The 25,539-nt window shown below is 60.9% G+C and carries 19 protein-coding genes; 9 read left to right on the top strand and 10 right to left on the bottom strand.

The features are described from left to right. Nucleotides 1-265: 265 nt before the first annotated feature. From ACVWXF_RS11505 to ACVWXF_RS11490, 4 genes are read left to right on the top strand one after another with little or no spacing between them, the layout of a single operon-like run. Nucleotides 266-571, top strand: coding sequence for a rubredoxin (locus tag ACVWXF_RS11505; protein ID WP_049749648.1), 306 nt, complete (start codon nucleotides 266-268; stop codon nucleotides 569-571). An 8-nt stretch (nucleotides 572-579) separates the two neighbouring features. Continuing rightward, nucleotides 580-1,569 carry a photosynthesis system II assembly factor Ycf48 gene (locus ACVWXF_RS11500; RefSeq protein ID WP_457474442.1) on the top strand — a complete coding sequence of 330 codons (990 nt, stop codon included), beginning with the start codon at nucleotides 580-582 and terminating at the stop codon, nucleotides 1,567-1,569. Between the two features lie 30 nt (nucleotides 1,570-1,599). Further along, nucleotides 1,600-2,703 (top strand): undecaprenyldiphospho-muramoylpentapeptide beta-N-acetylglucosaminyltransferase, encoded by a 1,104-nt coding sequence (gene murG / locus ACVWXF_RS11495; protein ID WP_457474441.1) that lies wholly within the window; start codon nucleotides 1,600-1,602, stop codon nucleotides 2,701-2,703. 18 nt (nucleotides 2,704-2,721) lie between these two features. After that, complete coding sequence (locus tag ACVWXF_RS11490) at nucleotides 2,722-3,462, top strand: endonuclease III domain-containing protein (RefSeq protein WP_457474440.1); 741 nt, start codon at nucleotides 2,722-2,724, stop codon at nucleotides 3,460-3,462. A gap of 308 nt (nucleotides 3,463-3,770) precedes the next feature. Here the strand turns inward: ACVWXF_RS11490 and ACVWXF_RS11485 are convergent, their stop codons facing one another. From ACVWXF_RS11485 to ACVWXF_RS11460, 6 genes are all read right to left on the bottom strand, one after another. Continuing rightward, on the bottom strand, nucleotides 3,771-5,642 hold the full coding sequence (locus ACVWXF_RS11485; protein ID WP_457474439.1) for a chloride channel protein: 1,872 nt from the start codon (nucleotides 5,640-5,642) through the stop codon (nucleotides 3,771-3,773). 7 nt (nucleotides 5,643-5,649) lie between these two features. Next, nucleotides 5,650-6,438 (bottom strand): type I methionyl aminopeptidase, encoded by a 789-nt coding sequence (gene map / locus ACVWXF_RS11480; RefSeq protein WP_457384586.1) that lies wholly within the window; start codon nucleotides 6,436-6,438, stop codon nucleotides 5,650-5,652. A 195-nt stretch (nucleotides 6,439-6,633) separates the two neighbouring features. After that, nucleotides 6,634-7,209, bottom strand: a complete 576-nt coding sequence (locus tag ACVWXF_RS11475; protein WP_457474438.1) for a DUF2062 domain-containing protein — start codon at nucleotides 7,207-7,209, stop codon at nucleotides 6,634-6,636. 139 nt (nucleotides 7,210-7,348) lie between these two features. Further along, nucleotides 7,349-7,510, bottom strand: a complete 162-nt coding sequence (locus ACVWXF_RS11470) for a hypothetical protein (protein WP_457474437.1) — start codon at nucleotides 7,508-7,510, stop codon at nucleotides 7,349-7,351. Nucleotides 7,511-7,795: 285 nt separating this feature from the next. Further along, nucleotides 7,796-8,857, bottom strand: coding sequence for a DUF1611 domain-containing protein (locus tag ACVWXF_RS11465; protein ID WP_457474444.1), 1,062 nt, complete (start codon nucleotides 8,855-8,857; stop codon nucleotides 7,796-7,798). Next, nucleotides 8,857-9,909: a dipeptide epimerase gene (locus ACVWXF_RS11460; RefSeq protein WP_457465874.1), complete on the bottom strand. Its 1,053-nt coding sequence runs from the start codon at nucleotides 9,907-9,909 to the stop codon at nucleotides 8,857-8,859. Before ACVWXF_RS11460 ends, ACVWXF_RS11465 begins: the two co-directional genes overlap by 1 nt. Nucleotides 9,910-10,087: 178 nt before the next feature. Here ACVWXF_RS11460 and ACVWXF_RS11455 point away from each other — a divergent pair, with 178 nt between their 5' ends. The 5 genes from ACVWXF_RS11455 to ACVWXF_RS11435 all read left to right on the top strand — a co-directional run bounded on the left by ACVWXF_RS11455 (nucleotide 10,088) and on the right by ACVWXF_RS11435 (nucleotide 21,518). Next, nucleotides 10,088-11,725 (top strand): acetolactate synthase large subunit, encoded by a 1,638-nt coding sequence (locus ACVWXF_RS11455; RefSeq protein WP_457474443.1) that lies wholly within the window; start codon nucleotides 10,088-10,090, stop codon nucleotides 11,723-11,725. A gap of 156 nt (nucleotides 11,726-11,881) precedes the next feature. After that, nucleotides 11,882-13,945, top strand: a complete 2,064-nt coding sequence (locus ACVWXF_RS11450; RefSeq protein WP_457443537.1) for a GspE/PulE family protein — start codon at nucleotides 11,882-11,884, stop codon at nucleotides 13,943-13,945. A gap of 131 nt (nucleotides 13,946-14,076) precedes the next feature. Then, nucleotides 14,077-15,219: a type IV pilus twitching motility protein PilT gene (locus ACVWXF_RS11445; protein WP_414416532.1), complete on the top strand. Its 1,143-nt coding sequence runs from the start codon at nucleotides 14,077-14,079 to the stop codon at nucleotides 15,217-15,219. Between the two features lie 197 nt (nucleotides 15,220-15,416). Next, complete coding sequence (locus tag ACVWXF_RS11440; RefSeq protein WP_457474436.1) at nucleotides 15,417-16,643, top strand: type II secretion system F family protein; 1,227 nt, start codon at nucleotides 15,417-15,419, stop codon at nucleotides 16,641-16,643. A 72-nt stretch (nucleotides 16,644-16,715) separates the two neighbouring features. Further along, nucleotides 16,716-21,518: an alpha-2-macroglobulin family protein gene (locus ACVWXF_RS11435; RefSeq protein ID WP_457474435.1), complete on the top strand. Its 4,803-nt coding sequence runs from the start codon at nucleotides 16,716-16,718 to the stop codon at nucleotides 21,516-21,518. A 6-nt stretch (nucleotides 21,519-21,524) separates the two neighbouring features. On the opposite strand, the gene ACVWXF_RS11430 is transcribed toward ACVWXF_RS11435, so the two are convergent. The 4 genes from ACVWXF_RS11430 to ACVWXF_RS11415 all read right to left on the bottom strand — a co-directional run bounded on the left by ACVWXF_RS11430 (nucleotide 21,525) and on the right by ACVWXF_RS11415 (nucleotide 25,184). Then, a complete protein-coding gene (locus ACVWXF_RS11430; protein ID WP_457474434.1) occupies nucleotides 21,525-23,411 on the bottom strand; it encodes an Rqc2 family fibronectin-binding protein in 1,887 nt (628 codons plus the stop codon). 243 nt (nucleotides 23,412-23,654) lie between these two features. Next, nucleotides 23,655-24,260: a DUF3727 domain-containing protein gene (locus tag ACVWXF_RS11425; RefSeq protein ID WP_414350246.1), complete on the bottom strand. Its 606-nt coding sequence runs from the start codon at nucleotides 24,258-24,260 to the stop codon at nucleotides 23,655-23,657. A 108-nt stretch (nucleotides 24,261-24,368) separates the two neighbouring features. Further along, complete coding sequence (locus tag ACVWXF_RS11420) at nucleotides 24,369-24,605, bottom strand: gas vesicle protein GvpG (protein ID WP_011433717.1); 237 nt, start codon at nucleotides 24,603-24,605, stop codon at nucleotides 24,369-24,371. A 189-nt stretch (nucleotides 24,606-24,794) separates the two neighbouring features. Next, the gene (locus tag ACVWXF_RS11415) at nucleotides 24,795-25,184 is read right to left on the bottom strand and encodes a hypothetical protein (RefSeq protein ID WP_457474433.1); all 390 of its coding nucleotides are present in this window, start codon (nucleotides 25,182-25,184) and stop codon (nucleotides 24,795-24,797) included. Nucleotides 25,185-25,539 lie beyond the last annotated feature (355 nt).

Below are 25,539 nucleotides of genomic sequence, written 5' to 3'. Positions count from 1 at the left end.
TCAGGACTTGGGTCATGGTTCTATCATAACTTCCGCATTCCTCCCGACACTGACCCTACGGGTACAGTGCGGGGCTCCTGCGATTTCTAGCTGAGTAGATTTTTGTAACAATTCCTCTCATAATAGAATCGACGATGCAGATGGATCCCTGACCATGAATGGCTCGCAACCGGATCCCGGTGTTCAACCCCGTTCTCCCAAGACACCGAGGCTCATTGAGTTGCCGGAAGATGAAACCGATGCGCAGCTCAGCGATCCCCTGCGGATGCAGCGCTACGAATGTCGTTCTTGTGGCTATGTTTACGAACCGGCCAAGGGGGATCAGCTCAATCGGATCCCGGCGGGCGTACCGTTTGAGGAATTGCCAGCCGATTGGAAATGTCCGGTGTGCCGAGCCGGTAAGCGCTCGTTCCAAGCAGTGGGCGCCAAGGGCAAGCCTTCCGGTTTTCAAGAGAACTTGCGCTACGGCCTGGGGGTGAACGTGATGACCCCTGCTCAAAAGAACCTGCTGATCTTCTTGGGACTGGCGCTGGGATTTTTATTTTTGATGAGTTTTTATTTCGTCGAGTGAGGGTCAAGATGTTCAAACCCCTGAGGCTGGTGCTGCTGATTGCTGTCTCGGTGCTGCTGATGGCGGCGCGGATGCCCAACATGCGGGTGGTCCCCTGGGAGCAGGTGGAAGTGCCCACCCAGAACATTCTGCTGGACATTGCCTTCACCGGCACCACCCCTTCCCATGGCTGGTTGGTGGGAGACAAGGCGACGCTGCTGGAATCCCGCGATGGGGGTCTGCACTGGCAGGTGCGGGAGCTGCCGGGTCTGGAGCCGGAAGCCTACCTGGCCTCCATTAGCTTTGCTGGGGCAGAAGGCTGGGTGGCCGGGCAGCCGAAGATCCTCCTCCACACCCTGAACGAGGGATCCGACTGGACTTCCATCCGCCTCAACAACCAACTGCCAGGGGAGCCGCTCTTGATCCAGGCTCTGGGCCCTGGCGCCGCCGAAATGGTGACCAATGTGGGGGCCATCTACCGCACCGAAGATGGCGGTCAGACCTGGCATGCCCAAGTGGATGAGCCGATTGGGGCCATCAAAAACATTGCCCGCGGCCCTGAAGGCGAATATCTGGCGGTGTCGTCGCGGGGCAGCTTCTACTTTCTGTACACCCCAGAAAGCCGCGCCTGGAAGCCCTATCCGCGAGAAAGCTCCCGCCGCATTCAAAACATGGGCTTTGGCCCCCACGGCAGCGCTTGGAAATTGAACCAAGGGGCGGAGATCGCCTTTACCGATGACTTCACCTCCGGCCAGTGGTCGTCGCCGCTGCGTCCGGGGCGGGCCCTCAGCTTTGGCTACCTCAATGCCGCCTATCAAAACGACCACGACCTGTGGGTGGTGGGGGGTGGCGCTACCCTGATCCACAGCCCTGATGGTGGCAAAACCTGGGAGCAGGCCAAGAAACTCAGCAACATCCCCGCCAACTTCTACAGTATTGAGTTTTTCGGCCCCGAGCAAGGGTTTATTCTGGGGCAACGGGGCACCCTCTTGCGCTATGTCAGCTCCAACAACTCCTGAAGGTCTCAGGGATCCCTAACCGGCACACGGGTGGACACACGCGCCAAGGATCCAGCTTCACGCCCGCGGCTGCTGGTTGCTGCCAGCGGCACTGGTGGCCACATTTTTCCGGCCTTGGCCGTTGCCGAGCAGTTGCCCGACTGGCAGATCGAATGGCTGGGGGTGCCGGATCGGATGGAAGGGAAGCTGGTGCGGGAGCGCTATCCCTTGCACCGGGTTGTCATGTCCGGCTGGCAGGGATCCCCTCTCCGCAAGCTGCAGGCCTTGGCCCAACTGGCCCGTGCGACCCTACAAGTGCGCCGACTCCTTATGTCGGGACGGTTTGATATTGTCCTGACCACCGGCGGGTACATTGCCGCTCCGGCCATTTTGGCCGCCCGTTCGCTGGGGGTGCCGGTGTTGCTGCACGAGTCCAATCGGATCCCGGGCAAAGTGACCCGTTGGCTGGGGAGATTTTGTCAGGTGGTGGCGCTGGGCATGGCGGAGACGGCAGAGCATTTGCCAGGGGTGGCCGCCCAAGTGGTGGGCACGCCAGTGCGGGCCGAGTTCTACACGCCCCAGCCTTTCCCTGCCGACCTCCCCATTCCCGACGGGGATCCCCTCATTGTGGTCATGGGGGGTAGCCAGGGGGCGCGGGGCCTCAACCGCATGGTGGCCGCCTGTGCCCCAGCTTGGTTGGAGGCGGGGGCCTGGATTGTGCATTTGACCGGCGGCAGCGAAGCTCAAGATCCGGAAGCCAGGATCCCCAGCCATCCCCGCTACCGGCCCTTTCCTTTCCGTCGAGATGTAGCTGCCCTGCTGCAGCGGGCCAACTTTGCCATTAGCCGGGCCGGGGCCATGAGCCTGGCGGAGTTGCTGGTCACCGCCACCCCGGCCATTTTGATCCCCTATCCCTTTGCCGCTGAGGATCATCAGTATCAGAATGCTCTGGCCTTTGTGGGGCGCGGTGGGGGGGTGGTCATGCGAGAATCCGAAGAGAACTTGGACTTGCTGCGGCAAACGGTGTTGACCTGGTTGGCTCAGCCGCAGGTGGTTGCCCAAATGGCCGCTCGCTTGCAGGCCGCAGCTCCTCCCAATGCCAGCAAGGTTCTTGCCCGCCTGTTGCAGGAGATCCGCCAGAGTTCTGCCCGTTAAGCCGTGGTACAGCCAAGATTGGACAGCCTTTCCCAACGCCCGCCTGCGCCCGCCAAAGCGGCGGAGTCCCCAACCCTGCTGGCAGAACTCCCGCCCGCCGACAGGATGGAATCGCTGTTGATGCGGCTAGAACAGTGCTTTGGGATCCCCCAGCGGGCTCCCGATGGCCTTTCCCCCCGCCCGGATCTCCTGGACGAGTTGGTGGGCACGATCCTTTCCCAGAACACCACTGACACCAACAGCAGCCGTGCCTTCCGCGCCCTCAAAGCCGCCTTTCCCTCTTGGGAAGCGGTCTTGGCTGCCGACCCGGCAGATCTGGCCCAGGTGATCCGCTCCGGCGGCTTAGCCCACCTCAAGGCAGTCCGAATTCAGGAGATCCTGGCTGCCATTCAAGAACGACAGGGATCCCTGAGTCTGGACTTTCTGAGAGAGCTAGACGATGCTGGCGCCCTCGATTTTTTGCTCTCCCTGAAAGGGGTAGGGCTGAAGACCGCCACCTGTGTGTTGTTGTTCGGGCTGGGTCGGGATCTCTGCCCGGTGGATACCCATGTGCATCGAGTGGCCAACCGTCTGGGCTTGGTGCGGGCCAAACATCCCGACGACACTTTTGCTCAGCTTTCCCCTCAGATCCCCAGAGGCAAAGCCTATTCCCTGCACGTCAACTTTGTCCGGCTGGGCAAGCGCATCTGCAAGGCCCGCATGCCCGAATGTGGCCGCTGCCCGCTGCGTCCCACCTGCCCCTCTGGGCGGCAGCGTTGATCCCGACAGCAGGGCTGATACATTCACGCTGAACTCTCCTGAACATGGTTCAGGAAAGAAGCGATCGCATCCTGCCTATCTCTGTTCGCGTCAGCGGGACGGAGTCCAAACAGGAAGGCGGTATCCCGCAAAGCCCTGAGGAATACCCCCCGAGCGCTTTCCCCCTTCACTTCCCGGCAACCGTTGCGGTGGACTCAAGGATCAGGGGGAAACTTGGTCTACTATATCCCTCTCAATGACTTTTGCCAAACCGCCTAAAGCTCAGTAAATTCAGCAAAGTTCAGGGTTTTGGGGGTTAGAGGCATGCTCTATTCTGCGGGCGCAGTAGAAGCATCTGGGATCCCCTCTTGTCCGTTCCTGCCGGCGTCTCTCTCTGCTGGGGGAACTTCCAACTCCAGGGCTTGCCGCACCGATTGAATCTCTTGGGAGAGCAGCACCCGCTCTCGATCCAACAGGCCGACGATCTGCTCCGGGTCTTCCCGCGAGACCACTGGCAATTGGCGCAAATCGTATTCGTACATCGGCTCAGCTGCCACCGCTACCGCCTCATCGGGGAAGGTGGTGAGAACCGGAGATTGGCTGACCTCCTGTACGGTTAGCTCCGCCAACTCCGCCGCCTCCTTGTGGGCCAAGGCCCGCTCCAGATCTTCCAGGGTGAGAATGCCCCGCAGCCGCTCCTGTCCGTCCACCACCAACGCGCTATGGCACTTTTGCTGCAGCAAACTCTCCAGAGCTTCTCGCAGCGGTGTGTCTTGCCGAAGCAAAAGAGATGGGGGTACCATCACCTCTTGCACCGTCAGCTCTCTAGGCTCCTGCCCAAGGACTCCGTCAAGCGTTGCGTGGCGATAGCGACGGGCGGAAGGGTAGATGGCCGGCGAATGCAACTGCTCCGTCAGCCAGATGCTCAAACCCACTGCCGCCATCACCGGCAGCGCGATGTGATAGTCCCGCGTCATCTCAAACAGCAGCAAGATGGCCGTTAGCGGAGCCCGCACGCTGGCCGCCAACACCGCCGCCATGCCCACCATGGCGTAGGCAGCAGGGGGAGACAAGGCAATCAAGGGCAAAGCTTGAGATAGCACCTGACCGTAGCCTGCCCCCAGCACTGCCCCCATGAACAAAGCCGGGGCAAAGGTTCCCCCCACAAAGCCGCTGCCCAGGCTCAAAGCGCTCAGCAACAGCTTGCCCAATAGGAGCAGGCCCAGATGGCCAAGAGAAAAGGGAACGGCCTGCAGAATCGACTCAATGGTTTCATAGCCCACCCCCAACGCCAATGGGATCCCCAAGCTCGCGCAGCCCAGGATCCCGCCCCCCAAAATGGGCTTGCTCCAAGCTGGCCAGGCCGCCAGGGGGCCACTGTTGAACAGGTGCTTGCCCCACTCCAGGGTGTAGCTGAAGGCCATAGAAACCAGGCTGGCCAAAAAGCCCAAGCCGAGATACAGAGGTACCTCCAGCAAGCTGTGGATCTCGTAGTCCGGCAAGACAAAAGCCGGCTGGGTGATGGTGGGCAAAAGAAAAGCGGGTTGTGCCCCCAACCCCACCTGGGCGATCAAGGCGGAGACCACCGCCGCCAACACCACCACACTGACAGCAGAAGTGGTGAAGGTGCGGGCCAAAGCCAGCTCCAGCGCCAAAAACACCCCGGCAATGGGCGCGTTAAACCCTGCCGCCAGGCCAGCCGCTGCTCCGGCAGCCATCAACAGTTGCACCCGCTCCCGCGAGAGGCGTAGGTTTTGCCCCAGCAGGGATCCCAGCAAAGCGCCACTTTCCACACTAGGGGCCTCAGGGCCAAGGGAAGCTCCCGCGCCCAACGAGATGGCAGCCGCCAAGAGCTTGAGCGGGATCCACCAGGGCTGAAGTGCCAAAGGACGAGCAGGACTCACCAAGCTGGAGAGGCTCAAGTTGGGAAAGGGCACAACTGCCCCCAAAGCGCCGATCAGCAGGCCCCCCAACACCGGCGCCAAAGCCAGCGGCCAGGATCCCAGCAGCCACAGGCCATAGTGTTCTGCAGCCCTGCCGAGGCCATCCACGAGGGTGTCCTGCAGCAGATAGCGCCACCAGCCAATCAAGTAGCGAAATCCAACCACCAACAGCCCCGTGCCCAACCCCACTGCCGCCGCCAGCAGCAGCAGCAGGTTCTCGGAGGAGAGGCGCAGGCGGAGAGCGGGGGCGCTGTTCATGATCGGCTCAGGGGCTTTGGGAAGGCAGGGTCAAGATCTCTACACCGGTTTCGGTAACGGCGACCGTATGTTCAAATTGGGCCGAGAGCTTGCCATCCAAAGTGACCGCCGTCCACCCGTCGGAGAGCACCTTCACCTCCCAGGTGCCCTCGTTGATCATCGGCTCGATGGTGAACACCATGCCGGGGCGGAGTTTCTCCCCTTTTCCCCGTTCGCCGTAGTGGGGGATCTGGGGAGCAGTGTGGAATTGCCGTCCCACCCCATGCCCGACAAAATCGCGCACCACGCTGTAGCCCTGGGCCTCGGCATATTCTTGGATGGCAGCGCCAATGTCGCCGACTCTCCCCCCCGGCTTGACGGCAGCAATGCCCCGCCGCAGACATTCTTCGGTCACCTCCACCAAGCGCCGCGCCCGCTCAGAAGGCTGTCCGACAAAGAAGGTTTTGGACGTATCGCCGTGGTAGCCATCCAAAACCGGGGTGACATCGATGTTGATGATGTCGCCTTCTCGCAGGATCTGCTTGGGGCTGGGAATGCCGTGGCAGACCACGTGGTTGACGCTGGTGCAGATGGACTTGGGAAAGCCATGGTAGCCCAAAGGGGCGCTTCTGGCCCCATGCGCCCGCGTCCATCGCTCGGCCTCGTCGTTGAGCTCTTGGGTGGTGACCCCTGGCTGCACCATCGGCTCCAAGTGCTTGAGCAGATCTGCCGCCAGGCGACAAGCCCGCCGCATTTTCTCCAGTTCCCGCGAAGAGAGCAACACAATGGGCTGAGGGGCTTGCGTGAGCTGGTTCATACCCGTCTGCAAAGCGGATCCCAACTGCTCCCCCCATCGCTGGGAGCGACGGCTGAGGTCTGTCAACAACGCTCGCATGTCTTCCATCATGAGACCTTATCTGTGAAAAGCTCTGTGAAAACGGATGGATCTCTGCACCTGCAGACTGTCCAGGATTGGGTTCTCAGTTGGGATTCTGAATCGCCTTGCGCCCATTCACAGACCCCTGCCGGCCATTTTCTGCCGCCGACGAATCCGCTGCACCAACCACAGCCCCAGAAAATAGCTGACGAGGGATCCCCAAAAACCGACAAACGCACAGCCGACAAACAGCGTGCCCGACATCTCCAAGCCCCACTGCATCCAGTTTTGCCAGGTGGCCGCCACCAGCTCTGTGGAAGGGGATCCCAGCAGCCATTTCCCCACCTGGTAGTTAAACGCATAGATGGGCACATAGGTGAAGGGGTTACTCACCCAGGTCCCTGCCACCGCCGCCAGCTTGTTGCCCCGAAACGGAACAGCCAACACCAGAGCGGCCAACGTTTGAAAGCCGAAGATGGGGAAACAGCCGGCAAAAACCCCTACCGCCAAGCCACGGGCAATTTCTTTTGGCGACGATTGCAGCCGCAACAGGCGCAGATAAAGATAGCGCAGCCAACGCTTCCAGGAAGGATCCCGGCGGGCTAGGGTCGGCCCTGGTTGAGATCCAGAGTAGGATCTGGAATAAAGCTTAAGGGATCCCGGCGAAGGCCAGGAGAAAGAGGGCAGCCTCAACCAAAAGAGGGGGCTCATGGTGGCAAGGGGGCAACTGAGAGAAGGTGTTAAGTCCTGTAAATCCAGTGTATCTTTCCTGCCCTTGGCGACAAAGGGCTATCGGCAAATCTGGGCCGGCAGCAACGGGGTGACGCCGGGGGATCGGCTTACGGAGTGGTCACCTGAGCTTGTCCACCAAGGCCAGCACGAAGTTAAGACCCAAGTAGGAAACCAGCACCACCAAGAATACGAACAGGGCAATGTTCAGCCCGGATCGCAGGGCAGAGGGCAGGGATCCCGATTTCATTTTGGGATCAGGCTTTTCGGGGGGAGTTGTCATCTGGAGTTCTGGGGAAGACTGTGAATCTAGGATCCCATCTTGGCTGTGCAGGTGTACCCATCGGCTTACTTTCCGAAGATTGAAGGCCTCTTCTCTGAACACGGAGCAAGCCCAGTTCCTGGCCCCCGGCCAATGGGAGCGACTTGGATCGAGAATACCTGGCTGAGGAGATCGCATCTCAGAGAAGACAACGGCACCGGGAACCATCTGAATCGCTCACCTGTTGAAGATGATGAGTTTTTCCCAGATGGACAATGGGAGTGGATCCGCTGTCTACAAACTGAGTTATCCTGCCGCCAGAATTGCCTCCAACAAGGGATCCGCCCCAAAACGCACCACATCCGTACAGGGCCGTCCGGTCTCGGCTTCCACCCGGCGGATCTGCTCTAGGGCTGCTTCTTCCTCCCAGCCGAAGGTATTGAGGGCAATCCCCACCACGGGCGCGGGGGCAAAGGCTCCGGCAGCCGCTGCCACCTGTTCATACAGCTCGATCACCTTGGGTAAGGGCGGGATGGGCACGTAGTCTATCCCCTTGATGTGGGTCTGGCCGGCGCGGTGTACCAGGATGAGGTGGGTGGGCTGGGATCCGCGCAACAGGGGCAAGGTGGCCGTAGAGGCGGGGTTGAGCAGGGATCCCTGGCCTTCCAGATGCAGAATGTCGTGGTCAGAGCCATAGCGTAAGATCAGTTGCTCCACCGCCCCACTGGCATAGTCCACCCGCACCGCATCCAAAGGGATCCCCTCGCCGCCGATCAGGATCCCGGTTTGCCCGGTGGCCAAAAAGCGGGAGCGCAGGCCCCGTCTCAGGCTGGCCCGGTGCAGCTCCAAGCTGGTGGACATTTTGCCCACGCTCATGTCGGTGCCCACCGTCAACACCCGTTTACAGGGCAGGGTGCGGGCCAGGGCTTTCCCCACCGACAGGTTGGGGGGCTCGCGGCGAATATCCCAGATCCAGGCCCCCGGCTGCAACCACTGCCGAAACTGGGGATCCTCGGCCAAAGGCGTGTGCAGCCCATTCACCAGAGACAGGCCAGCTCGCAGGGCCAGGCCCAACTCCTCCCGCCAGGCTGGCGGCAACTGCCCCCCTGAAGGGGCGATCCCAATCACCAGAACTTCAGGCCGGTGGGCCAGCGCCTCCTCCACCGAGGCCACGATGGGGATGTCTTTGGCAATTCCGGTCAGATGGGCCAGGGATCCCCCCGCCTGCTCCCGGTCGATCACCGCCACCACCGGGAAAGAGCCGTAGCGCAGCAGCCCCAGCCCCGTTTTCCCATGCTCCCCCAGCAACCCCCCGTGGAGCAGGATGGCCACGCGACTTTCGCTGGACAGGGATCCTGGCTTTCCCATCATTCCTCCCTCAGCTCTACCCCCAAACCCGGTCGGTCGGTGGGGAGCAGGCAGCCGTCCTGCAGGATGGCCCCGGCAAAGGGATCGTCGATGAGGTTGAGGTGGCTATCCAAGTCCAGGTAATCCACCAGGGGAGCCAAGTGGGCTGCCGCCGTATTCCCCAGAGCTGTGTTGCTGTAGCAGCCCAACATCACCTGTAGGCCGTGGGCTTTGGCGGTGTGGATCATGCGCCAGGCTTCGCTGAGGCCTCCGCACTTCATCAGCTTAATGTTGATCCCGTGGACGCGATCCACCAGAGGGGGGATATCGCGGCTGTCCATACAGCTCTCATCCACAAAAATGGGCAGCTTCGACTCGTGCCAGAGGGTGATCAGCTTCGCTTCCTGCCCCCTCTCCAAAGGCTGCTCCAGGTAGCTCACCCCTTGCCCCGCCAGCCAGTTGCTCATGCTCAGGGTTTGCTCCACCGTCCAAGCGCCGTTGGCATCCACTGTAATCAGGGATCCCAGCGGGATCACCTCTTGTACAGCAATCAGCATGTTCTGATCCGCCATCAGTCCTGAGCCGCTGCCCAGCTTGATCTTAAAGGCCCGCGCTTGGGTCTGTTCCATCCAGGCCAAGGCGCGCTGGCGGGCCGCCTGCGGGGTGGAGATGCCGATCGTCATCGTCGTGGGCGGAATGCGGGAGCGATCCAGCCCCCACAACTGCCACAGGGGCCTCCCCAGCCGTTTGCCCATCCAATCGTGCAGGGCCATATCCACCGCTGCCCGCGCTGCCGAAGGGATCCCGGCACGCAGCAGTTCTGCCTCGATTGGCTGTCGCTCCCAGGGGGAATGGCGGCGCAGGATCCCTTTGGCCACGTCCAAGCCCATCAGGATGTCGTCCAGAGACTGGTGGTAGTCGTCGCTCACCGAAAAAGGGCAAGCCTCTCCCCACCCTTCAACTCCCTCCTCCTCAATTCGCACCCAAGCCAAGGTTGTCTCGCTGTGGGTACCTCGGCTGATGGTCAAGGCGTAGCGCTTGTGAACGGTGAAAGGTTCGACGTAGAGCCGCATGGGCATCTCCAGAAGAGGAAGCTTGGAGGGGCAATTGGGCCTGGGCCGCCCCTTTGAGCTTAGCTTGGTTCCCAGCCCAGCCTGCCCCCGTCCCCAAGCCCAGAAAACAAGTTATCCCTTGCCCCGTCCGCCGTCTATGGTGGGATCCAGATCCACCGTTCTCCATACCCTTGCCACCATGAATACCGCCGAACTGCTGGTTCGCTGCCTGGAAAATGAGGGGGTGCAGTACATCTTCGGCGTTCCTGGCGAAGAAAACCTGGAAGTCCTGCAAGCCCTGCGCCGCTCCTCAATTCGCTTTATCACCACCCGCCACGAACAGGGGGCCGCCTTCATGGCCGATGTCTATGGCCGGCTGACGGGCAAAGCGGGGGTGTGTCTCTCCACCTTGGGGCCGGGCGCCACCAACCTGATGACCGGAGTTGCCGATGCCAACCTGGATGGAGCACCCCTAGTGGCCATCACCGGCCAAGTCGGCACCGACCGCATGCACATCGAATCCCATCAGTACCTGGATTTGGTGGCCATGTTTGCCCCCGTCACCAAGTGGAATGCCCAGATCGTCCGCCCCAGCATCACCCCGGAGATCGTGCGCAAGGCTTTCAAATTGGCCCAAACCGAGAAGCCCGGGGCCGTCCACATCGACTTGCCGGAAAACATCGCCGCCATGGAAGCCAGCGGCACTCCCTTGAGGAGAGATCGCCTGGACAAAACCTACGCCTCCTATCAAAGCCTGAACGAAGCGGCGTCCCTGATCTCCCGCGCCCGCAACCCCTTGATTTTGGCCGGCAATGGGGCCATTCGCGCCCAAGCCAGCAGCGCCCTCACGGAATTTGCCACCCGCTTGAACATCCCCGTGGTCAACACCTTCATGGGCAAAGGAGTGATCCCCTACACCCACCCCTTGTCCTTGTGGGCCGTTGGCCTACAGCAGCGGGATCTGGTCAGTTGTGGTTTCGACCGCACCGATCTGCTGATCGCCGTCGGCTACGACCTCATCGAGTACTCTCCCAAGAAATGGAACCCCGACGGCACCATCCCCATCGTTCACATCGCTGCCCTGCCCGCAGAAATCGACAGCAGCTACATTCCGCAAGTGGAGGTGGTGGGAGACATTTCCGACTCCCTGATGGAGATCCTGCGCCGCTGCGATCGCACGGGCAAGCCGGATCCCTATGGCATCAGCCTGCGGCAGAACATCGTCCGCGAGTACACCTGCTATGCCCAGGATCAGAGCTACCCGATCAAGCCCCAAAAGCTGATCTACGACCTGCGCCAAGTCCTGCAACCGGAAGACATCGTCATCTCCGATGTCGGCGCCCACAAGATGTGGATGGCCCGCCTCTACCACTGTGACAAACCCAACACCTGTCTCATCTCCAACGGCTTTGCCGCCATGGGCATCGCCATTCCGGGGGCCTTGGCCGCCAAATTGGTGCATCCCGACCGGCGCGTTGTGGCCGTAACCGGAGATGGGGGGTTCATGATGAACTGCCAAGAGCTGGAAACTGCCCTCAGGGTGGGCACCCCCTTTGTAACTCTCATCTTCAACGATGGCGGCTATGGGCTGATCGAGTGGAAGCAACACAATCAATACAACGAGGCTGCTTTCGTCAAGTTCGGCAATCCAGACTTCGTCAAGCTGGCGGAGAGCATGGGCCTCAAGGGCTACCGTGTCGAAAAGGCTGCCGAGCTGATCCCCATCCTGAAGCAGGCCCTCGAGCAGCCGGTGCCCACCCTCATCGACTGCCCTGTCGATTACGGCGAAAATCTTTACTTGACCCAGCGGTCGCAAGCGCTGGTCTGCGAGGCTTAGGGGACGAGATGGATGTGAATGCGAGATTTGAGCCGAGTTGGGGCATAGTAAGCCCAGGGTTGGCGGCCTCTGGGCAGTCCAGACTTATGTATCTTTACCGTTGACCCTTAGCAGCCAAGTGCAGTGAAATAGAGGCATTGTGGGTGACCCGCCAGCATGAGCGATCTTCCTTCCCCTCCCTTTACCTCGCGCCGCGCCGGCGCTGCCAGCAAAGCTCTGGCCATCGCCAACGTCAGCATTACCCCCTTTGGCCGCAAGTTAAAGGAGCTGGGCTTTGCCGACGATAAGCAGATCCAGGACATCCAAAACGCCCTCAAAGCGGATCGAGAGGGCAACAGCAAGGCCCTGGCTCTGGTGGTCAAGGATATCGTGGGCAAAGAGATCACCCCTGACCTGGAGCGGGCTTACAAACGGCAGCAGCTCTTTGAACTGAAAATCATCTACGGGATCCCCTCCCTGGATGTCGACCTGGAGCCGGTGGAGATCTCCGAGATGATTGGGCTGATCGACTCGATCTTGCCCCTCGACATCTGCAACCGCTACAAGTTCTTGCCCATTCGCCGTCGAGACAATCAGGTGACGGTGGCGATGGTCAAGCCAGACAACCTGCAGGCACTGGACGACATTCAACGGCGCTTCCGCATCCAGGGGCTGAAGCTGCAGCGGCGGGTCTTCACCCAGCGGGATTTCGAGACCCTGATCAACCGCTACATGGATGCGCAGGCGGAGCTGCTGGCCATCAAGGGGATCAACGACGCGGCTGCTGCCCAACAGGAAGAAGAGGTGGTGGTCAACACTGCCGAAATCGATCTGGATGCTATTGAGGATGTGGCTGCCGATGAGGCCAGCGAGGGATCCCTGGAGCAGCAGGTCAAATCGGCAGATGATGCCCCGATTATTAAACTGTCCAACCAGATCCTGGTCAAGGCCCTGCAGGATGGGGCGTCCGACATCCACATCGAGCCACAAGAAGAATACCTGCGCATCCGCTTCCGCAAAGATGGGGTGTTGCGGCAGGCTTTTGAAAACTTTCCCAAGAAGATCGTCCCTGCCCTCACCGCTCGCTTCAAAATCATGTCCAATTTGAACATTGCCGAGCGGCGCATGCCCCAGGATGGGCGGATTCGGCGGGTCTTCAAGGGGCGCAAGGTGGACTTTCGGGTCAGCACCCTGCCCTCCCGCTATGGGGAAAAGATCGTGCTGCGGGTTCTGGACAACTCCGCCACCCAACTGGGGCTGGACAAGCTGATCACCGACCCAGAGACCTTGGAAAGCTTCAAGGAGATTGTCAGGCGACCCTTTGGCCTAATCCTGGTAACTGGGCCAACGGGATCCGGGAAAACCACCACCCTCTACTCGGCCCTGGCGGAGGTGAACGACCCGGGCATCAACATCAGCACCGCCGAGGATCCCATTGAATACTCGCTGCCGGGGATCACTCAGGTGCAGGTGATCCGAGAAAAGGGCATGGACTTTGCCATGATCCTGCGGGCCTTCTTGCGGCAAGACCCGGATGTCATCCTGGTGGGGGAAACCCGCGACCACGAGACGGCCAAAACCGCCATCGAAGCCTCCCTCACGGGCCACTTGGTGTTGACCACGCTGCACACCAACGATGCCCCTGGCGCCATTGCCCGTCTGACGGAGATGGGGATCGAGCCATTTATGATCTCCAGCTCGTTGCTGGGGGTGTTGGCCCAGCGCTTGATGCGCCGGGTGTGTACCGAATGTCGGATCCCCTACCACCCCACGCCGGAGGAGCTGGCCCGCTATGGCCTTACCCTCAGTGGCGACGGCGAGCAGCTCACCTTTTACAAAGCCAACAAGCTCTCCCCCAAAGAAGTGGAGCAGCGCAAGGCCACCGGCAAGCCCATCTGCGAGAAGTGTGGGGGCGTGGGCTACAAAGGTCGGGTAGGGGTGTACGAGTTCATGCGCATGAACGACCGCCTTGCGGACTTGATCAACAAAGAGGCCCCCACGGAGGTGATCAAAGAAGCGGCGGTGGAAAGTGGCATGAAAACCCTGCTGGCCTACAGTTTGATGCTGGTGAAGCAGGGCCTCACCACGCTGGAGGAGGTGGATCGGGTGACCCTCACCGACAAGGGTCTGGAAAGCGAGCTGAAGGCCCGTGCCAAGGCTCTCAGCACCTGCCGCAACTGTGGCGCGGCCTTGCATGTGGACTGGATGGACTGCCCCTATTGCCTGACCCCGAAGTTTTAGGAAGTCGGCTTGGCACTTGACGATGTTGGGGTGCCGACTATAACAGTCCTATACAGTTGCCTTTCTCACATGGTTTTGGCCGGCGGCTCTTTTGATAGACAGTTCTACTCGCCTTTGGAGAACCCAACCCTATGCCCCAACTGATGATCGAAGACCTCATGGAAGCAATCGTCCAAAAGGGCGGTTCCGACATTCATATCTCGGCGGGTTTGCCCCCCTACTTCCGCATCAATGGTCACCTTGAGCCGACAGAGCATGAGCCTCTCTCGGCAGAGGAGGTGCAGCGGTTGATCTTCAGCATGCTGAACAACAACCAGCGCAAGCAGCTGGAGCAAAACTGGGAATTGGACTGCTCCTATGGGGTGCGGGGGATCGGGCGCTTCCGCGTGAACGTCTACCGCGATCGCGGCACCTATGCTTGCGCCATGCGGGCCCTGGCTTCTGAGATCCCCAACATCGACAAGCTGGGCCTGCCGGATGTGTGTAAGGAAGCAGCTCGCCTGCCGCGGGGCTTGGTGCTGGTAACCGGCCCAACGGGATCTGGCAAATCGACTACGCTGGCTTCCATGATCGACATGATCAACCGTGAACGGGCCGAGCACATCCTCACCATCGAGGATCCCATTGAGTATATCTACACCCCCATTCGCAGCATCATCCACCAGCGGCAACTGGGGGAAGACACCAAGAGTTTTGCCAATGCCCTGCGGGCAGCGATGCGGGAGGATCCGGATGTGATCCTGATCGGGGAGATGCGGGATCTGGAGACCATCCAGTTGGCCATTACCGCCGCCGAGACGGGCCACCTCTGCTTTGCCACGGTACACACTAGTTCTGCCGCCCAGACGGTGGATCGCTTGGTGGATGTGTTTCCGCCCGAGCAGCAGCAGCAGATTCGCGTGCAGCTCTCCAACTCCCTCAAGGCCGTCTTCTCCCAAACTCTGGCCCGCCGCCTCAATCCCAAGCCAGGAGAGCCTGGACGGGTGCTGGTGCAGGAAATCATGGTGGTAACGCCGGCCATTGCCAACCTGATTCGGGAGGGCAAAACTGCCCAGATCTACTCGGCTATCCAGACGGGGGGCAAGCAGGGCATGAAAACGCTGGAGCAAGATCTGGCTAACCTTTACCTACAGGGCAAGATCGACTTCGATACGGCCATGTCTAAGACCTCTCGCCCCGAGGAGTTGCAACGGCTTTTGGGCAACGTTACCGGGCCCTCGCCAGCCGCGGCTGCCCAGCAACAGCGGCCAGCAGCAGTTGCCACCCGTCGCTAAACCTCGTTGCCACCAGGCAGTGCTGGGATCCCGGGGTGAGGGTTCATCGCCGATCTCTAGCCACTGCCTCAATTTGTGGCTAAGCTCTAGCTGAGAGATCGTTGATCGGCCCAAGGTTTGGGCTGACTTCTCTTTTGCACCTGCGAAACATTTAAAGCCATTTCGTTATTTAGAGCGATCTAGCCGGGGGTACAGCCATGCCGCGCTACAAGGTTCGGGGGTTAAAGGCCGGTCAGCCGGTACGCCTGACGGTGGTGGCCAACAGCTTGACCGAAGTTCGTGCACGGCTGCGCCGAGACGGGATTTTTGCCAAACAGGAAGACATTCAGGAAGAAAAGCCCTTTTTCTCCTTGGAGACGTCTTTCGATTTCTCAATGCTGGGATCCATCGACATTCGCGACAAGGCAGTGTTCTCCCGGCAATTTGCTGCCTTGATCAACGCCGGCGTGTCGATGGTGCGCTCTCTCACCATCATGGAGGAGCAAACCGGCAACCCCAAACTCAAAAAGTACCTGCGGGCTATCCGAGCGGAGGTGGAGGCGGGGAAAAACCTCTCCGACTCCATCCGCCCTTATCCCGACGCCTTCGACGGCCTCTACTGCAGCATGGTGCAGGCGGGGGAGGTGGGCGGCGTGCTGGACGAAGTGCTCAACCGCCTGGCCAAGCTGCTGGAGGACATGGATCGCCTGCAGAAGCAGATCAAGTCAGCCATGACCTACCCGGTGGTGGTGACGATCTTGGCTGTCTTGATTTTCTTGGGCATGGTGCTGTTCATCTTGCCCACGTTTGAGAGCATCTACAACGACTTGGGTGGGGAGCTGCCCGGCTTTACCCAGTTTTTCATCAACATCAGCAAGTTCCTGCGCACGCCCCAGTACAGCTTGGGGCTGGTGGGCTTTCTAGGGGCCGTCTATTTTGCTTTCCGGCGCTTTTACCGCACCCCTGCCGGCAAGGAGACCATCGACGCGCTGGCCCTCAAGCTCCCTACCTTCGGGGATCTGATCCAGAAGTCGGCGGTGGCTCGCTTCTGCCGCACCTTTGGCGCTCTCACCCGCTCCGGGGTGCCGGTGCTGACTTCCTTGGAAATTGTGCGCGACACCTCCGGCAACCAGGTGGTGGCCAACGCCATTGACGCCGCCCGCCAATCCATCTCGGAGGGGGGGCAGATTGCCCCTGCCCTAGCTAAGGCCAAGGTGTTTCCCCTGATGGCCATTCAGATGATCAGCGTGGGGGAAGAGACAGGGGAGCTGGACGCGATGCTGATGAAGACGGCGGATTTCTACGAGCTGGAGGTGGAGGAGGCGGTACGCGCCCTCACCAGCCTGCTGGAGCCGTTGATGATCGTGATCCTGGGCGGTATGGTGGGCTGCATTATCGTGGCCATGTACCTGCCCATGTTCAACGTGTTCGAGTTGGTGAAGTAGTGGATTGGGCTGACCCTTGAACCCCCAGGGCGGCCAGGGCACAGGGTAGGAGCAACGGAGGAGAGGGATCCCATGCTGAGGCGATGGTTAGCGGCCCTGGTGCTGTTGTTGGGGGTGGGGCTGGCAGTTTTGCTTTCCGAACAGCCGACGGGATCCCTGGTGGGACGGGTGGAGCTGCCGGCAGGGGTAGCTCTGGAGAGCGTCCGGGTGATCGCCGCCGGCCCGGTCACGCGCAGCGCCAGCTTGGCCTCAGATGGCGAATATCGCTTGGATCGATTGCCTGTTGGGGAATACCAGGTGACGGTGCAGGGATCCGGCCTGGAAAAGGTGGGCAGCCAGAGATCCGTTCTGGTGCGGGAGGGGGCAACGGTTCGGATCCCCACCTTGCGCCCTCAGCTTGTCCCCCCCGGTCTCTATCTCTACAGCACCAGCCAGGTGTTTACGACCGCAGAACCGGCGCGGCTGCAGTGGCGGGCCACCAGCCTGGGCTCGGTGCAGCTCAGCCTCTATCGCTTTTCCCTGACAGAGCTGCAGGGATCCCCTCTCTTGCGGGATTTGGCGGATGCTGACTATGGCTCCCTGGATCCGGCTCTGTATCCCACCCTGCGGCGGGAGCTTGTGCGCAGTTGGCAGCAGCCGGTGCCACGACGAGCGGGAGAGGGGTGGACAGCCCAAACCTTGGAGCTGGGGATCCTGCCGCCGGGGGCCTACTGGGTGGAGGCGGAGGGCCGGGAGCCGCTGAATGAGGCTGCACCCTTGCCCCGTTTCGACCATTGGTTTTTGGTGAGCGATCTCGGCCTCATCCAGAAGAAGGATGCCAGCCAGTTGGTGGTGCAGGCGGTGCACCTGCGGGAGCTGCGTCCCCTGGCCGGGATCCAGATCCAAGTTTTCGGGGAGTGGGGGGATCCCCTGACGGCCACCACCGATGCAGAGGGGCTGGCCCGCTTTGGCCTGCCGGCGAGAGAGGGTTCTTCCCTGGTGGTCTATGGCCGCAGTGCCGACAACACCCTGCAGGCTTTGTCCCGCAGCTACGCCTATGGCTGGAACCAGCCCCACCGGATCTACGCCTACACGGATCGTCCCCTCTACCGCCCTGGCCAAACCGTCTATTTCCGCGCCCTGGTGCGAGAGCAAACCCGCCTCACGCCGCCCCCGGTAGGACAAGCAGTGCAACTGACCCTTACGGCCCCCAACGGGGATGTGTTGAGCGAACAAACCCTGGCCACCAATGCTTTTGGCAGTGTCTATGGGGAGTTTCAACTGCCGGAAGAGGCGCCCCTGGGCAGCTATGGCCTGGAGTGGCAGGTGTCAGGGCCGCAGGGATCCAGCCGCGAATACACCTCTTTTCAGGTGGAAGCCTACCGCAAGCCGGAGTTTGAGGTGGCGGTGGTGCCCGATCGACCTTGGCTGGTGCGGGGGGGATCCCTGAAGGTGCAGGTGGAGGCCGAGTATCTTTTCGGCGCGCCGGTGGCCGCTGCCCAGCTCCGCTACCGAGTTTACAGCAGCCCCGACTGGAGCCTGCGCTATGGGCTGTTGCCCCGTTCTGCCGAGGAAGACTATTTCGCCGACGACCTGGGAGAGGAGCAGGGCTACTACGGCGGCTACGGCCAGTTGGTGGCGGAAGGGGAAGGGGTGACGGATGCCCAAGGGCGGGCGGAGTTTCGCCTGGATCGCCTGCTGCAGGATCTCAACTGGGAAGAAGACAGCTACTGGGGCCCCCAAGAGGTGCAGCAGTTGCGCATCGAGGTGGAGGTGACCGACATCAGCCGTCGCACCGTGACCGGAACGGCGCGGGCCTGGGTAACAGCTGGCGAATTTGCCCTCTTTGCCGAGGCCGACCGCCACCTGCCCGCTCCGGGGGATACCCTCACCTACCGGCTGCAAGCCCGCGATTACGATGGCCGCCCCGTCAGCGCCACCGGAGAGCTGAGCCTGGAGCGCTGGCGCTGGGATCCCAAGAGCAACACCTACCAACGGCAAGATACCCTGCTGCGGCAGCCTTTTCAGATTGTCAACGGGGAAGGCAGCCTCGACCTCCACCTGCCCGCCGACCTGGAGCCGGGAGACTACCGGGTGCGGTTGACGGCATGGGATCCCCGCCGTCAAAGTGCTCCGCACCGCTGGCGCGAACGGGTGCAGGAGGTGGACTATCTCTGGGTGGTGGAGCCGGGCAGCCCCCTACAAAGTTGGGGATCCCTGCCCAGCCTGGAAGTGGTGGCGGATCGGCAGATCTACCAGGTGGGGGAAGAGGCCCAGATCCTGATAGTCTCGCCGCTGCCGGATGTGGCGGTGCTGGTGGGCATTGAGGGATCCCGGCTGCACCAGGTGCAGGTGCTGCGTCTCCAGGGGCATACGGCCACGCTGCGGCTGCCCATCCGCGGCGACTATCGTCCCAATCTCTACGTCACTGCCACTGCCATCGGCCCAGAGCGGCGGCTGTACCGAAGCGAGGCCCTGCTGCGGGTCTCCCCCTTGGATCGCTTTTTGCAGGTGGAGCTGCAAACCGATAAACCCACCTATCGACCGGGCGAGACCGCCCAAATCCAAATCCGCACCCGCGATGCCCAAGGGCAGCCGGTGAGCGCCGAGGTGGGTCTGGGGATTGTGGACAATGCCCTGTACCTGCTGCGACCCGACTTCACCCCGGATATTCGCCGCTTCTTCTACGGGCGCCAGGACAACCAAGTTACCACCACTACCTCTTTCCCTCAGCAATATCCCGGCGGCGCTGACAAGCTGGCCGGCCAAGTGCGGGAAGACTTTCGCGATACCGCCGCCTGGTTTCCGGATCTGGTCACCAATGCCGATGGCCTGGCTCAGGTACAGGTGCGCTGGCCCGACAACCTGACCACCTGGCGCTTGACCGCCCGCGCTGCCACTGCCGACACCCAGGTGGGATCCGCTCTTGCCACAGTCTCGGTTAGCAAAGACCTGTTGGTGCGCTTGGCCGCTCCCCGCTTTTTCCGGGTGGGGGATCAGCTCACCTTGGCGGCCATTGTGCAAAACCGCACGGGTCAAGCCCAAGCGGTGGAGGTGCGGCTGGAAGTTCCTGTTCCTGCCGGTGGGATCTTGAAATTGCAAGGCCCGGAACGACAACGCCTCACCGTGCCGGCCCAAGGAGCAGGGCGGGTGGAATGGCCTCTCCAGGTTCTGGGGGCCGGAGATACCTCTCTGCGGGTCTGGGCGGAAGGGAATGGGCTGAAAGATGCGTTGCAACTGCGGATCCCCAGCCAGCCCTTTGGGGCGGCGCATCGCTTCTCCCAAGTGGGCCAACTGGGAACCCCGTCTGGCTTGCGTGAAGGGGAGTCTGGCAGTCTGGAGTTGCCGCTGGATTGGCCCGCCACCTGGGTGCCGGGATCCCGGCAGCTTCACCTGGAACTGGCCGCTAGCCCGGCAGCAACCCTGCTGGGGCCGCTGGATTACCTGGTGAAGTTCCCCTACGGCTGCACCGAGCAAACCCTGAGTCGCTTCTTGCCCGCCCTAGCCGTCGCCCAAGTCAGCGAGCAGTTGGGCTTGAACCTGCGCTCTCAAACCCTGGAGCGGCTGCCTCGAGTGCTTCGATCCGGCTTGCAGCGACTGGAGGGATCCCAGAACTACGATGGGGGCTGGGGCTGGTGGGCCCGTGACCGGAGCAACCCCTATCTGACCGGATACATCCTGCAGGGGTATCACCTTGCCCAAGCTGCTGGCTATGCCCTCAAAGAGTGGCGGGTGCGGCAGGCCTTGGACTATCTGGCCGCTCAACTGGCCCAGCCCCAAGCCCTCTCCCCCGATCTGCAGGCTTTTGTCGCCTACAGCCTGGCCCTCTGGGATCCCGCTTTGGTAACTGCCGACCTGCCGCCGCCGGAGCGGCTCTCCACCTTTGGCCTGGCCTACCGAGGGCTGGCTGCCCTGCAACTGGGCCAGAGGGATCTTGCCCAGGCAGCCCTGGATGAGGTTCTGGAGCGGCGGCAACAGGATCCCCAAGGGCGCTGGTTTATCCCGGCTGCCTCTTCCTTGGCAACCCACGAGCGCTCCACCTACGACGACATGGAGGTGGCCGGCCCGCTTTTGCAATTGGCCGTTCGCTTGCAGGATGACCGGGCTGCCCAAATTGCCGAGGCCCTTCTCCAGCAGCGGCAAAACAACCGCTGGCGCACCACCAAAGCCACCGCCGATGCTCTCCTCGGCCTATCTGCCTACTACCAGGCCCAGCAGCAGCAGCTTCCCAGCCCCGGCGAGGTGCGGGTGTTGGATGGGACAACCGGATCCCTTCTCGGTCGCTGGCAGGCCGGCGCTGGGGATCCCCGCTATGGGCTGGATTGGGCTGACGCAGAAGTGGGGAACCTGAGCAGCCTGCGCCTGGAAAAGTCCGGCCCCGGCCCCCTTTACTACAGCTTGAGGGGAGAAGCCTTCGTCCCCAACCCTCTGCCCTCTCAAGCCCAAGGCTTTGCGGTGAGCCGCAGCTACTTCCGCCTACAGCCCCAGCTCCAACCCAACGGGGAGATCCGCTACCGAGAGCAGCCGCTGCGCCCTGGCGACACAGTAAGGGCCGGAGAAATCCTCCTGGCCCGGTTGACGGTGGAAGCCGAGCGGGACAGCCACTACGTGGTGGTCGAGGATCCCCTGCCCAGCGGTGCCGAGATCACCTCCCGGGATCCGCGAGAGCTTGTCGCCGACTACTGGTGGGATTGGTTTTGGATCCATCAAGAGAACCGGGACGACCGTGTGGCCTTTTTCAGCACCGAGCTCAAGCGGGGCCGCCACGAGTTTGTTTATCTCTTCCGTCCAGAGATTCCCGGCCAATTCCAGGTGGCTCCTGCTTTGGCAGAAGAAATGTACGACCCCAGCCGCTATGGCCGCAGCGCCCCTTACTCCCTCAAGGTTCTTCCCTAGATTCCCTCAAGCCTGCTCGTGGCATGGGCCAGAAACGAAGCCACCGGTCGCGTCGGTGTTCACGAGGGCTGACGCAATGAGGAATTGAGCACGGCTGGGCCGCCCCCAAAGCACCTGCTCCTGCTTGTAAACGACCATGCCGGGCGGGGATCCCTTGGGTTTGAACACCAGTTTCGGGCGAGTGTAGACTACCGGCACCTGTTCGCTGAGGCGACCGCGGCTGAAATGGGCCGCCAAATCAGCAGCCGCCTGCAGATCTTCGCTTTCTGCCACAGCGCCGGGGGGCAAGCGCAGCAGCACATGACTGCCGGGGATCTCTTGGGCATGAAACCACCAATCGTGTTCCTGAGCCACGCGAAAGGTGAGCTGATCATTTTGCAGGTTGTTGCGCCCCACCCAAATGGAGAAGCCACTGGGGCTGGTAAAGCGGTGGGGGTTGAAGGTTGCCGGTGAGGCATGTTTTGAGCTCGCCCGCAGAGACTCTGTCCCGCTGTTGCGAGTGGGACTCTCCAAGTAGCGCTGTTCAATCAGCTCGGTCTCAATTTCCTTGAGGGTGGTCAAGTCTTGGGGATCCCGATAGGTTTCCAGCTGCTGTAGAGACGCTTCCACCTGCTCGAGGTAGAGGATCTCTTGGCCAAGCGCCTCTTGTAGGGGCCGGATAGCATCCTGGGCCCGTTTTTGTTTGCGGTGCTTGCGGTAGTAGGCTTGGGCATTGAGAATGGCATTTTTTTCGGGGTCGAGAGGGATCTTGACCGTCTGGCCGCTGGCAAAATCCGGCAGCTCGATGTGATGCAACCCTGGCCGCCAGAGGTGGAGGTGGGCCATCAACAAGTCGGCAGCCTGCTTGGAGGCTTCCGCCTGGGTGGAGTCGGCCAGCATTGCCTCAAATTGCTCTCGCCGCTGATAGAGCTTTTTCAGCAGGGTGGATACCCTTTGCAGCAGACGGTGGCGCTCTCGCTCAAACTGTTCGCGGTTAAGCTGAGCCTGGTAGTAGCTTTCCAAAAGTTGGTGCAGGTTGGGCCGAGAGGGTTGCTGCAGGGATTCCGTCCCACCAACGCGAACGGCACTGCTGACGGGAGGGCTTGCCCAGCCGAGAACGGTGTATCCCTGGGGAGTTGGGGCCGGGTCAAACTGGCCTGTTTCCAGACGGGTTAACCAGTCTTGCCACCTGGCAAACAGTGCCTGCCAATCGCGGGCAGAGAGGTGATCGCTGGGGGTTTGCGGCGGGATCCCAGCCTGATGACACATCGCTTCCACCAAGTGCCGACTGAGGCCGCGATAACAGCGCAACAGCCGTTGGCCGATGGGGCCGGGGATCAGGGCAACGCGCTCTTGCCAGCAGGAGAAGGGCTCGGATCGCTGCGGGATCGGATCGGTTAGGGCCGGGGGGGCTTCATAGGGCAGGCCCGGTTGTACCGGACGGATCCGCGATTGGCGCTCGCTCACCCCATGACCACTGGCCAAGATCATGCCCGCCTCGTCCACCAAAATGGCATTGCTGTGCTTGCCCATCACCTCCAGGTAGAGATGGCGATAAGGGGGATCCCCGGGCCGAGGGGCAAAGCGCAAGTCAATCACCCGTTCCCAATCCTCCAGCAGAGCCAGCTCCGTCAGAGCCAAACCCTTCAGGTGCCGTTGGAGGAACTGGCTAAATTGAAAGCCATCCGGCTCTTTGGGAGGAGGCTGACAGAGGTGGAGACGGGCCGCCTGAGGATGCCAGCACAACAGCAGGCAGGGGCGGGCAGTGAGGGTGCGCAAACCGATGATCACCGTCCACAGATCGGTCTGTTGGATCCATTCCACGCGGGCAGGCAACACTGGATCCCGACCTGTCTTAGCCTGGGTTAGATCGGCGAGCACAGCACGCAGGGTGGTTAAATCAACCGGCTGCATCCCTGTTGCTCCTTCGCTACGCAATGCTCAGGCGGCTGGTCTGAGGCTGGCTTATTCTGACCCTTGGCCCGCAGATCCGACGCCCCCGACAGATGTTGAGACGGGTCTGGAGTGGCTGGTGAAAAACTCTGGGCAAGTTTTACCGGGTAGTTTCACCACCTCTATCCCTATGGTGCTCCGCACCGCCGAGGCGACTGGCTGGGCAGGAGTATCCAACTCGGCAGAACAGAAGGGGTTGACCGCCTAATCTTCGTCTTCATCTTCTTCGTCATCTCCGTCTTCCCATTCCTCATCGAGATCCAGCAGCAGGGCATAGAGCTGATCAAAAAGCTCTGGCGGCTCATCGGGGGTGAGCAGGTAGGGATCCCCTTCGTCAGGCAGAGCGGCGTAGAGCAAAACGGGATCGAGGGGGGTAAAGATGCCGTATTTCTTCTCTTGGTAGAAAAAGGTAGCTAGCAGTTGAAACTCCTGGGCATCTTCCTCGCTCTCGCCCAGCTCGAACACATCTTCCTCTTCGACTGGGGGCAATTCCCCCTGAACCGTGAGGATGTCGAAGCCATTTTGCTGCAAGGTGAGGTTCAACTCCCCCAAGACAGCCTGGATGGTGGGCAGGGTAGCCTGTAGCTCTTCGGGATCCGGCTCGTCCAGGATCCCTTCCATGTCGGCATCGCCGTTCACCGCTTGGCTGGGTTCTTCTTCCCCTTCCCAAACCAGCACTTTGATCACAGCATCAACGGGAGTCACCAGAGCATAGGTCTGCTCGTCGATGACCACCTGACGCAGGATCTCGCACTTGAGAGGCTGGTTTTGCTCGTCGCGGAGCACCAAGGTTTCATGGGATTCAGTCATTGAAAACAGCCCAGGGTAGGAAAGACGGGGGTGTACAGAAGCTCATTCTCCCATGTTCTGCCCCCCCTGCAATGCTGAGGGATCCCTTCCAGGCCCACCGGCAGAACTCTATGCTTCGGCTTCTCCTTCTGCTTGGGTTAAGGCTTCCAGAGCCAATAAAATCTCCTCTTCTCGGCGGGCGTAGGTTTCTTCGTCAATTTCTCCCAAATCTAGCTGAATTTGCAGGGCCGTAAGTTCTTTTTGCAGGTTTTCTTTGCTATCCAGCTGTGCTTCGGCGCGTTCTTGGATCTGCTCTGCTAGCCAAAGCAAACTTTGGGCCGGCCAAGTCAACAATTGCCAAACCATCCCAGGGCCCCTAAAGCAGATGATGAGTCTTCGTAATCCTATCAATTTGGATTCTCAGGTGGCCATTGCCCCGGCCTAGCCGTGAAACTTTTTGTTCCCTTCCTCCCCAAGCTGGAAAGACTGGGACACGCACGAAGCGCCAGGGGAAACACTGGCTATTGGTGCTCAGGCAAGTCCTAGCCGCGAAGACTAATCCTCTCCCTGGTGCTTCTCGATCCACTCCATGAGCTCCCCCTCCGAATGGGTACACAGGCGCTCTCCCGTGATTGGGTCTTGGACAGACCACCAGACCATGCCGCTGCCATCTACCCACTGCCGCACCCGCAGTTCATCGCAGGCCGCCAAGACTGCCTTCAGGCTCTGCCAAAGGTGGCGCAGTCCTCTGAAGAGCGCTGAAGAGAAGGGATCCCTGCCGCCGTACTCGGCTGCCAGCTGCCGCTCTTCTTGTTTCAGCAGCTCCATCAAGCGGGTGTTGTTGGCCGCCCTAGCTGCTTCCAAACGACGGGCCAGGGAGGCTGCTATGTTTTGGCGATGGCGGGCCAGGAGACTTGTCCCCCTCATTTCAGCGATTGCACTCATAAGGCTGCTCTACATACCAGTACCTCTACACGATCAATCCTACCAAAAAATCTGTAGTCAAGGATACGAAAAGTGCAAAACCATCGGTCCTGCACGCTAACGTGCGGGATCCGATCCCAGTGCCCTGCCTGGGAGCTGCCGGAAGTTAATCCAACAAGGGGCCACCTGAGCAGCTCAGATCAATCGGCGGCTTCCCCGGACGGATTTAACGGGGGCTAGGTCGTGTTGATCTTATGTTAGGATAGAGAGAATAATTTATATAGGATAGAGAGAATAATTTATAGAGGAAAGAGGATGAAGTTGGTTTTTTTAGATGAAAACAAATGGCAGAAGATATTGGCTTTTTTACAGACAG

The sequence above is a fragment of the Thermostichus sp. MS-CIW-40 genome, assembly GCF_054058315.1.
This window is presented reverse-complemented; position numbering and strand designations above follow the sequence as displayed.

Coding starts and splice junctions, on each gene's coding strand:
- ACVWXF_RS11505 (WP_049749648.1), top strand. CDS start 266: ATGCAGCGCTACGAATGTCGTTCTTGTGGCTATGTTTACGAACCGGCC.
- ACVWXF_RS11500 (WP_457474442.1), top strand. CDS start 580: ATGTTCAAACCCCTGAGGCTGGTGCTGCTGATTGCTGTCTCGGTGCTG.
- ACVWXF_RS11485 (WP_457474439.1), bottom strand. CDS start 5,642: ATGAACAGCGCCCCCGCTCTCCGCCTGCGCCTCTCCTCCGAGAACCTG.
- map (WP_457384586.1), bottom strand. CDS start 6,438: ATGAACCAGCTCACGCAAGCCCCTCAGCCCATTGTGTTGCTCTCTTCG.
- ACVWXF_RS11475 (WP_457474438.1), bottom strand. CDS start 7,209: ATGAGCCCCCTCTTTTGGTTGAGGCTGCCCTCTTTCTCCTGGCCTTCG.
- ACVWXF_RS11470 (WP_457474437.1), bottom strand. CDS start 7,510: ATGACAACTCCCCCCGAAAAGCCTGATCCCAAAATGAAATCGGGATCC.
- ACVWXF_RS11465 (WP_457474444.1), bottom strand. CDS start 8,857: ATGGGAAAGCCAGGATCCCTGTCCAGCGAAAGTCGCGTGGCCATCCTG.
- ACVWXF_RS11460 (WP_457465874.1), bottom strand. CDS start 9,909: ATGCGGCTCTACGTCGAACCTTTCACCGTTCACAAGCGCTACGCCTTG.
- ACVWXF_RS11455 (WP_457474443.1), top strand. CDS start 10,088: ATGAATACCGCCGAACTGCTGGTTCGCTGCCTGGAAAATGAGGGGGTG.
- ACVWXF_RS11450 (WP_457443537.1), top strand. CDS start 11,882: ATGAGCGATCTTCCTTCCCCTCCCTTTACCTCGCGCCGCGCCGGCGCT.
- ACVWXF_RS11445 (WP_414416532.1), top strand. CDS start 14,077: ATGCCCCAACTGATGATCGAAGACCTCATGGAAGCAATCGTCCAAAAG.
- ACVWXF_RS11440 (WP_457474436.1), top strand. CDS start 15,417: ATGCCGCGCTACAAGGTTCGGGGGTTAAAGGCCGGTCAGCCGGTACGC.
- ACVWXF_RS11435 (WP_457474435.1), top strand. CDS start 16,716: ATGCTGAGGCGATGGTTAGCGGCCCTGGTGCTGTTGTTGGGGGTGGGG.
- ACVWXF_RS11430 (WP_457474434.1), bottom strand. CDS start 23,411: ATGCAGCCGGTTGATTTAACCACCCTGCGTGCTGTGCTCGCCGATCTA.
- ACVWXF_RS11425 (WP_414350246.1), bottom strand. CDS start 24,260: ATGACTGAATCCCATGAAACCTTGGTGCTCCGCGACGAGCAAAACCAG.
- ACVWXF_RS11420 (WP_011433717.1), bottom strand. CDS start 24,605: ATGGTTTGGCAATTGTTGACTTGGCCGGCCCAAAGTTTGCTTTGGCTA.
- ACVWXF_RS11415 (WP_457474433.1), bottom strand. CDS start 25,184: ATGAGTGCAATCGCTGAAATGAGGGGGACAAGTCTCCTGGCCCGCCAT.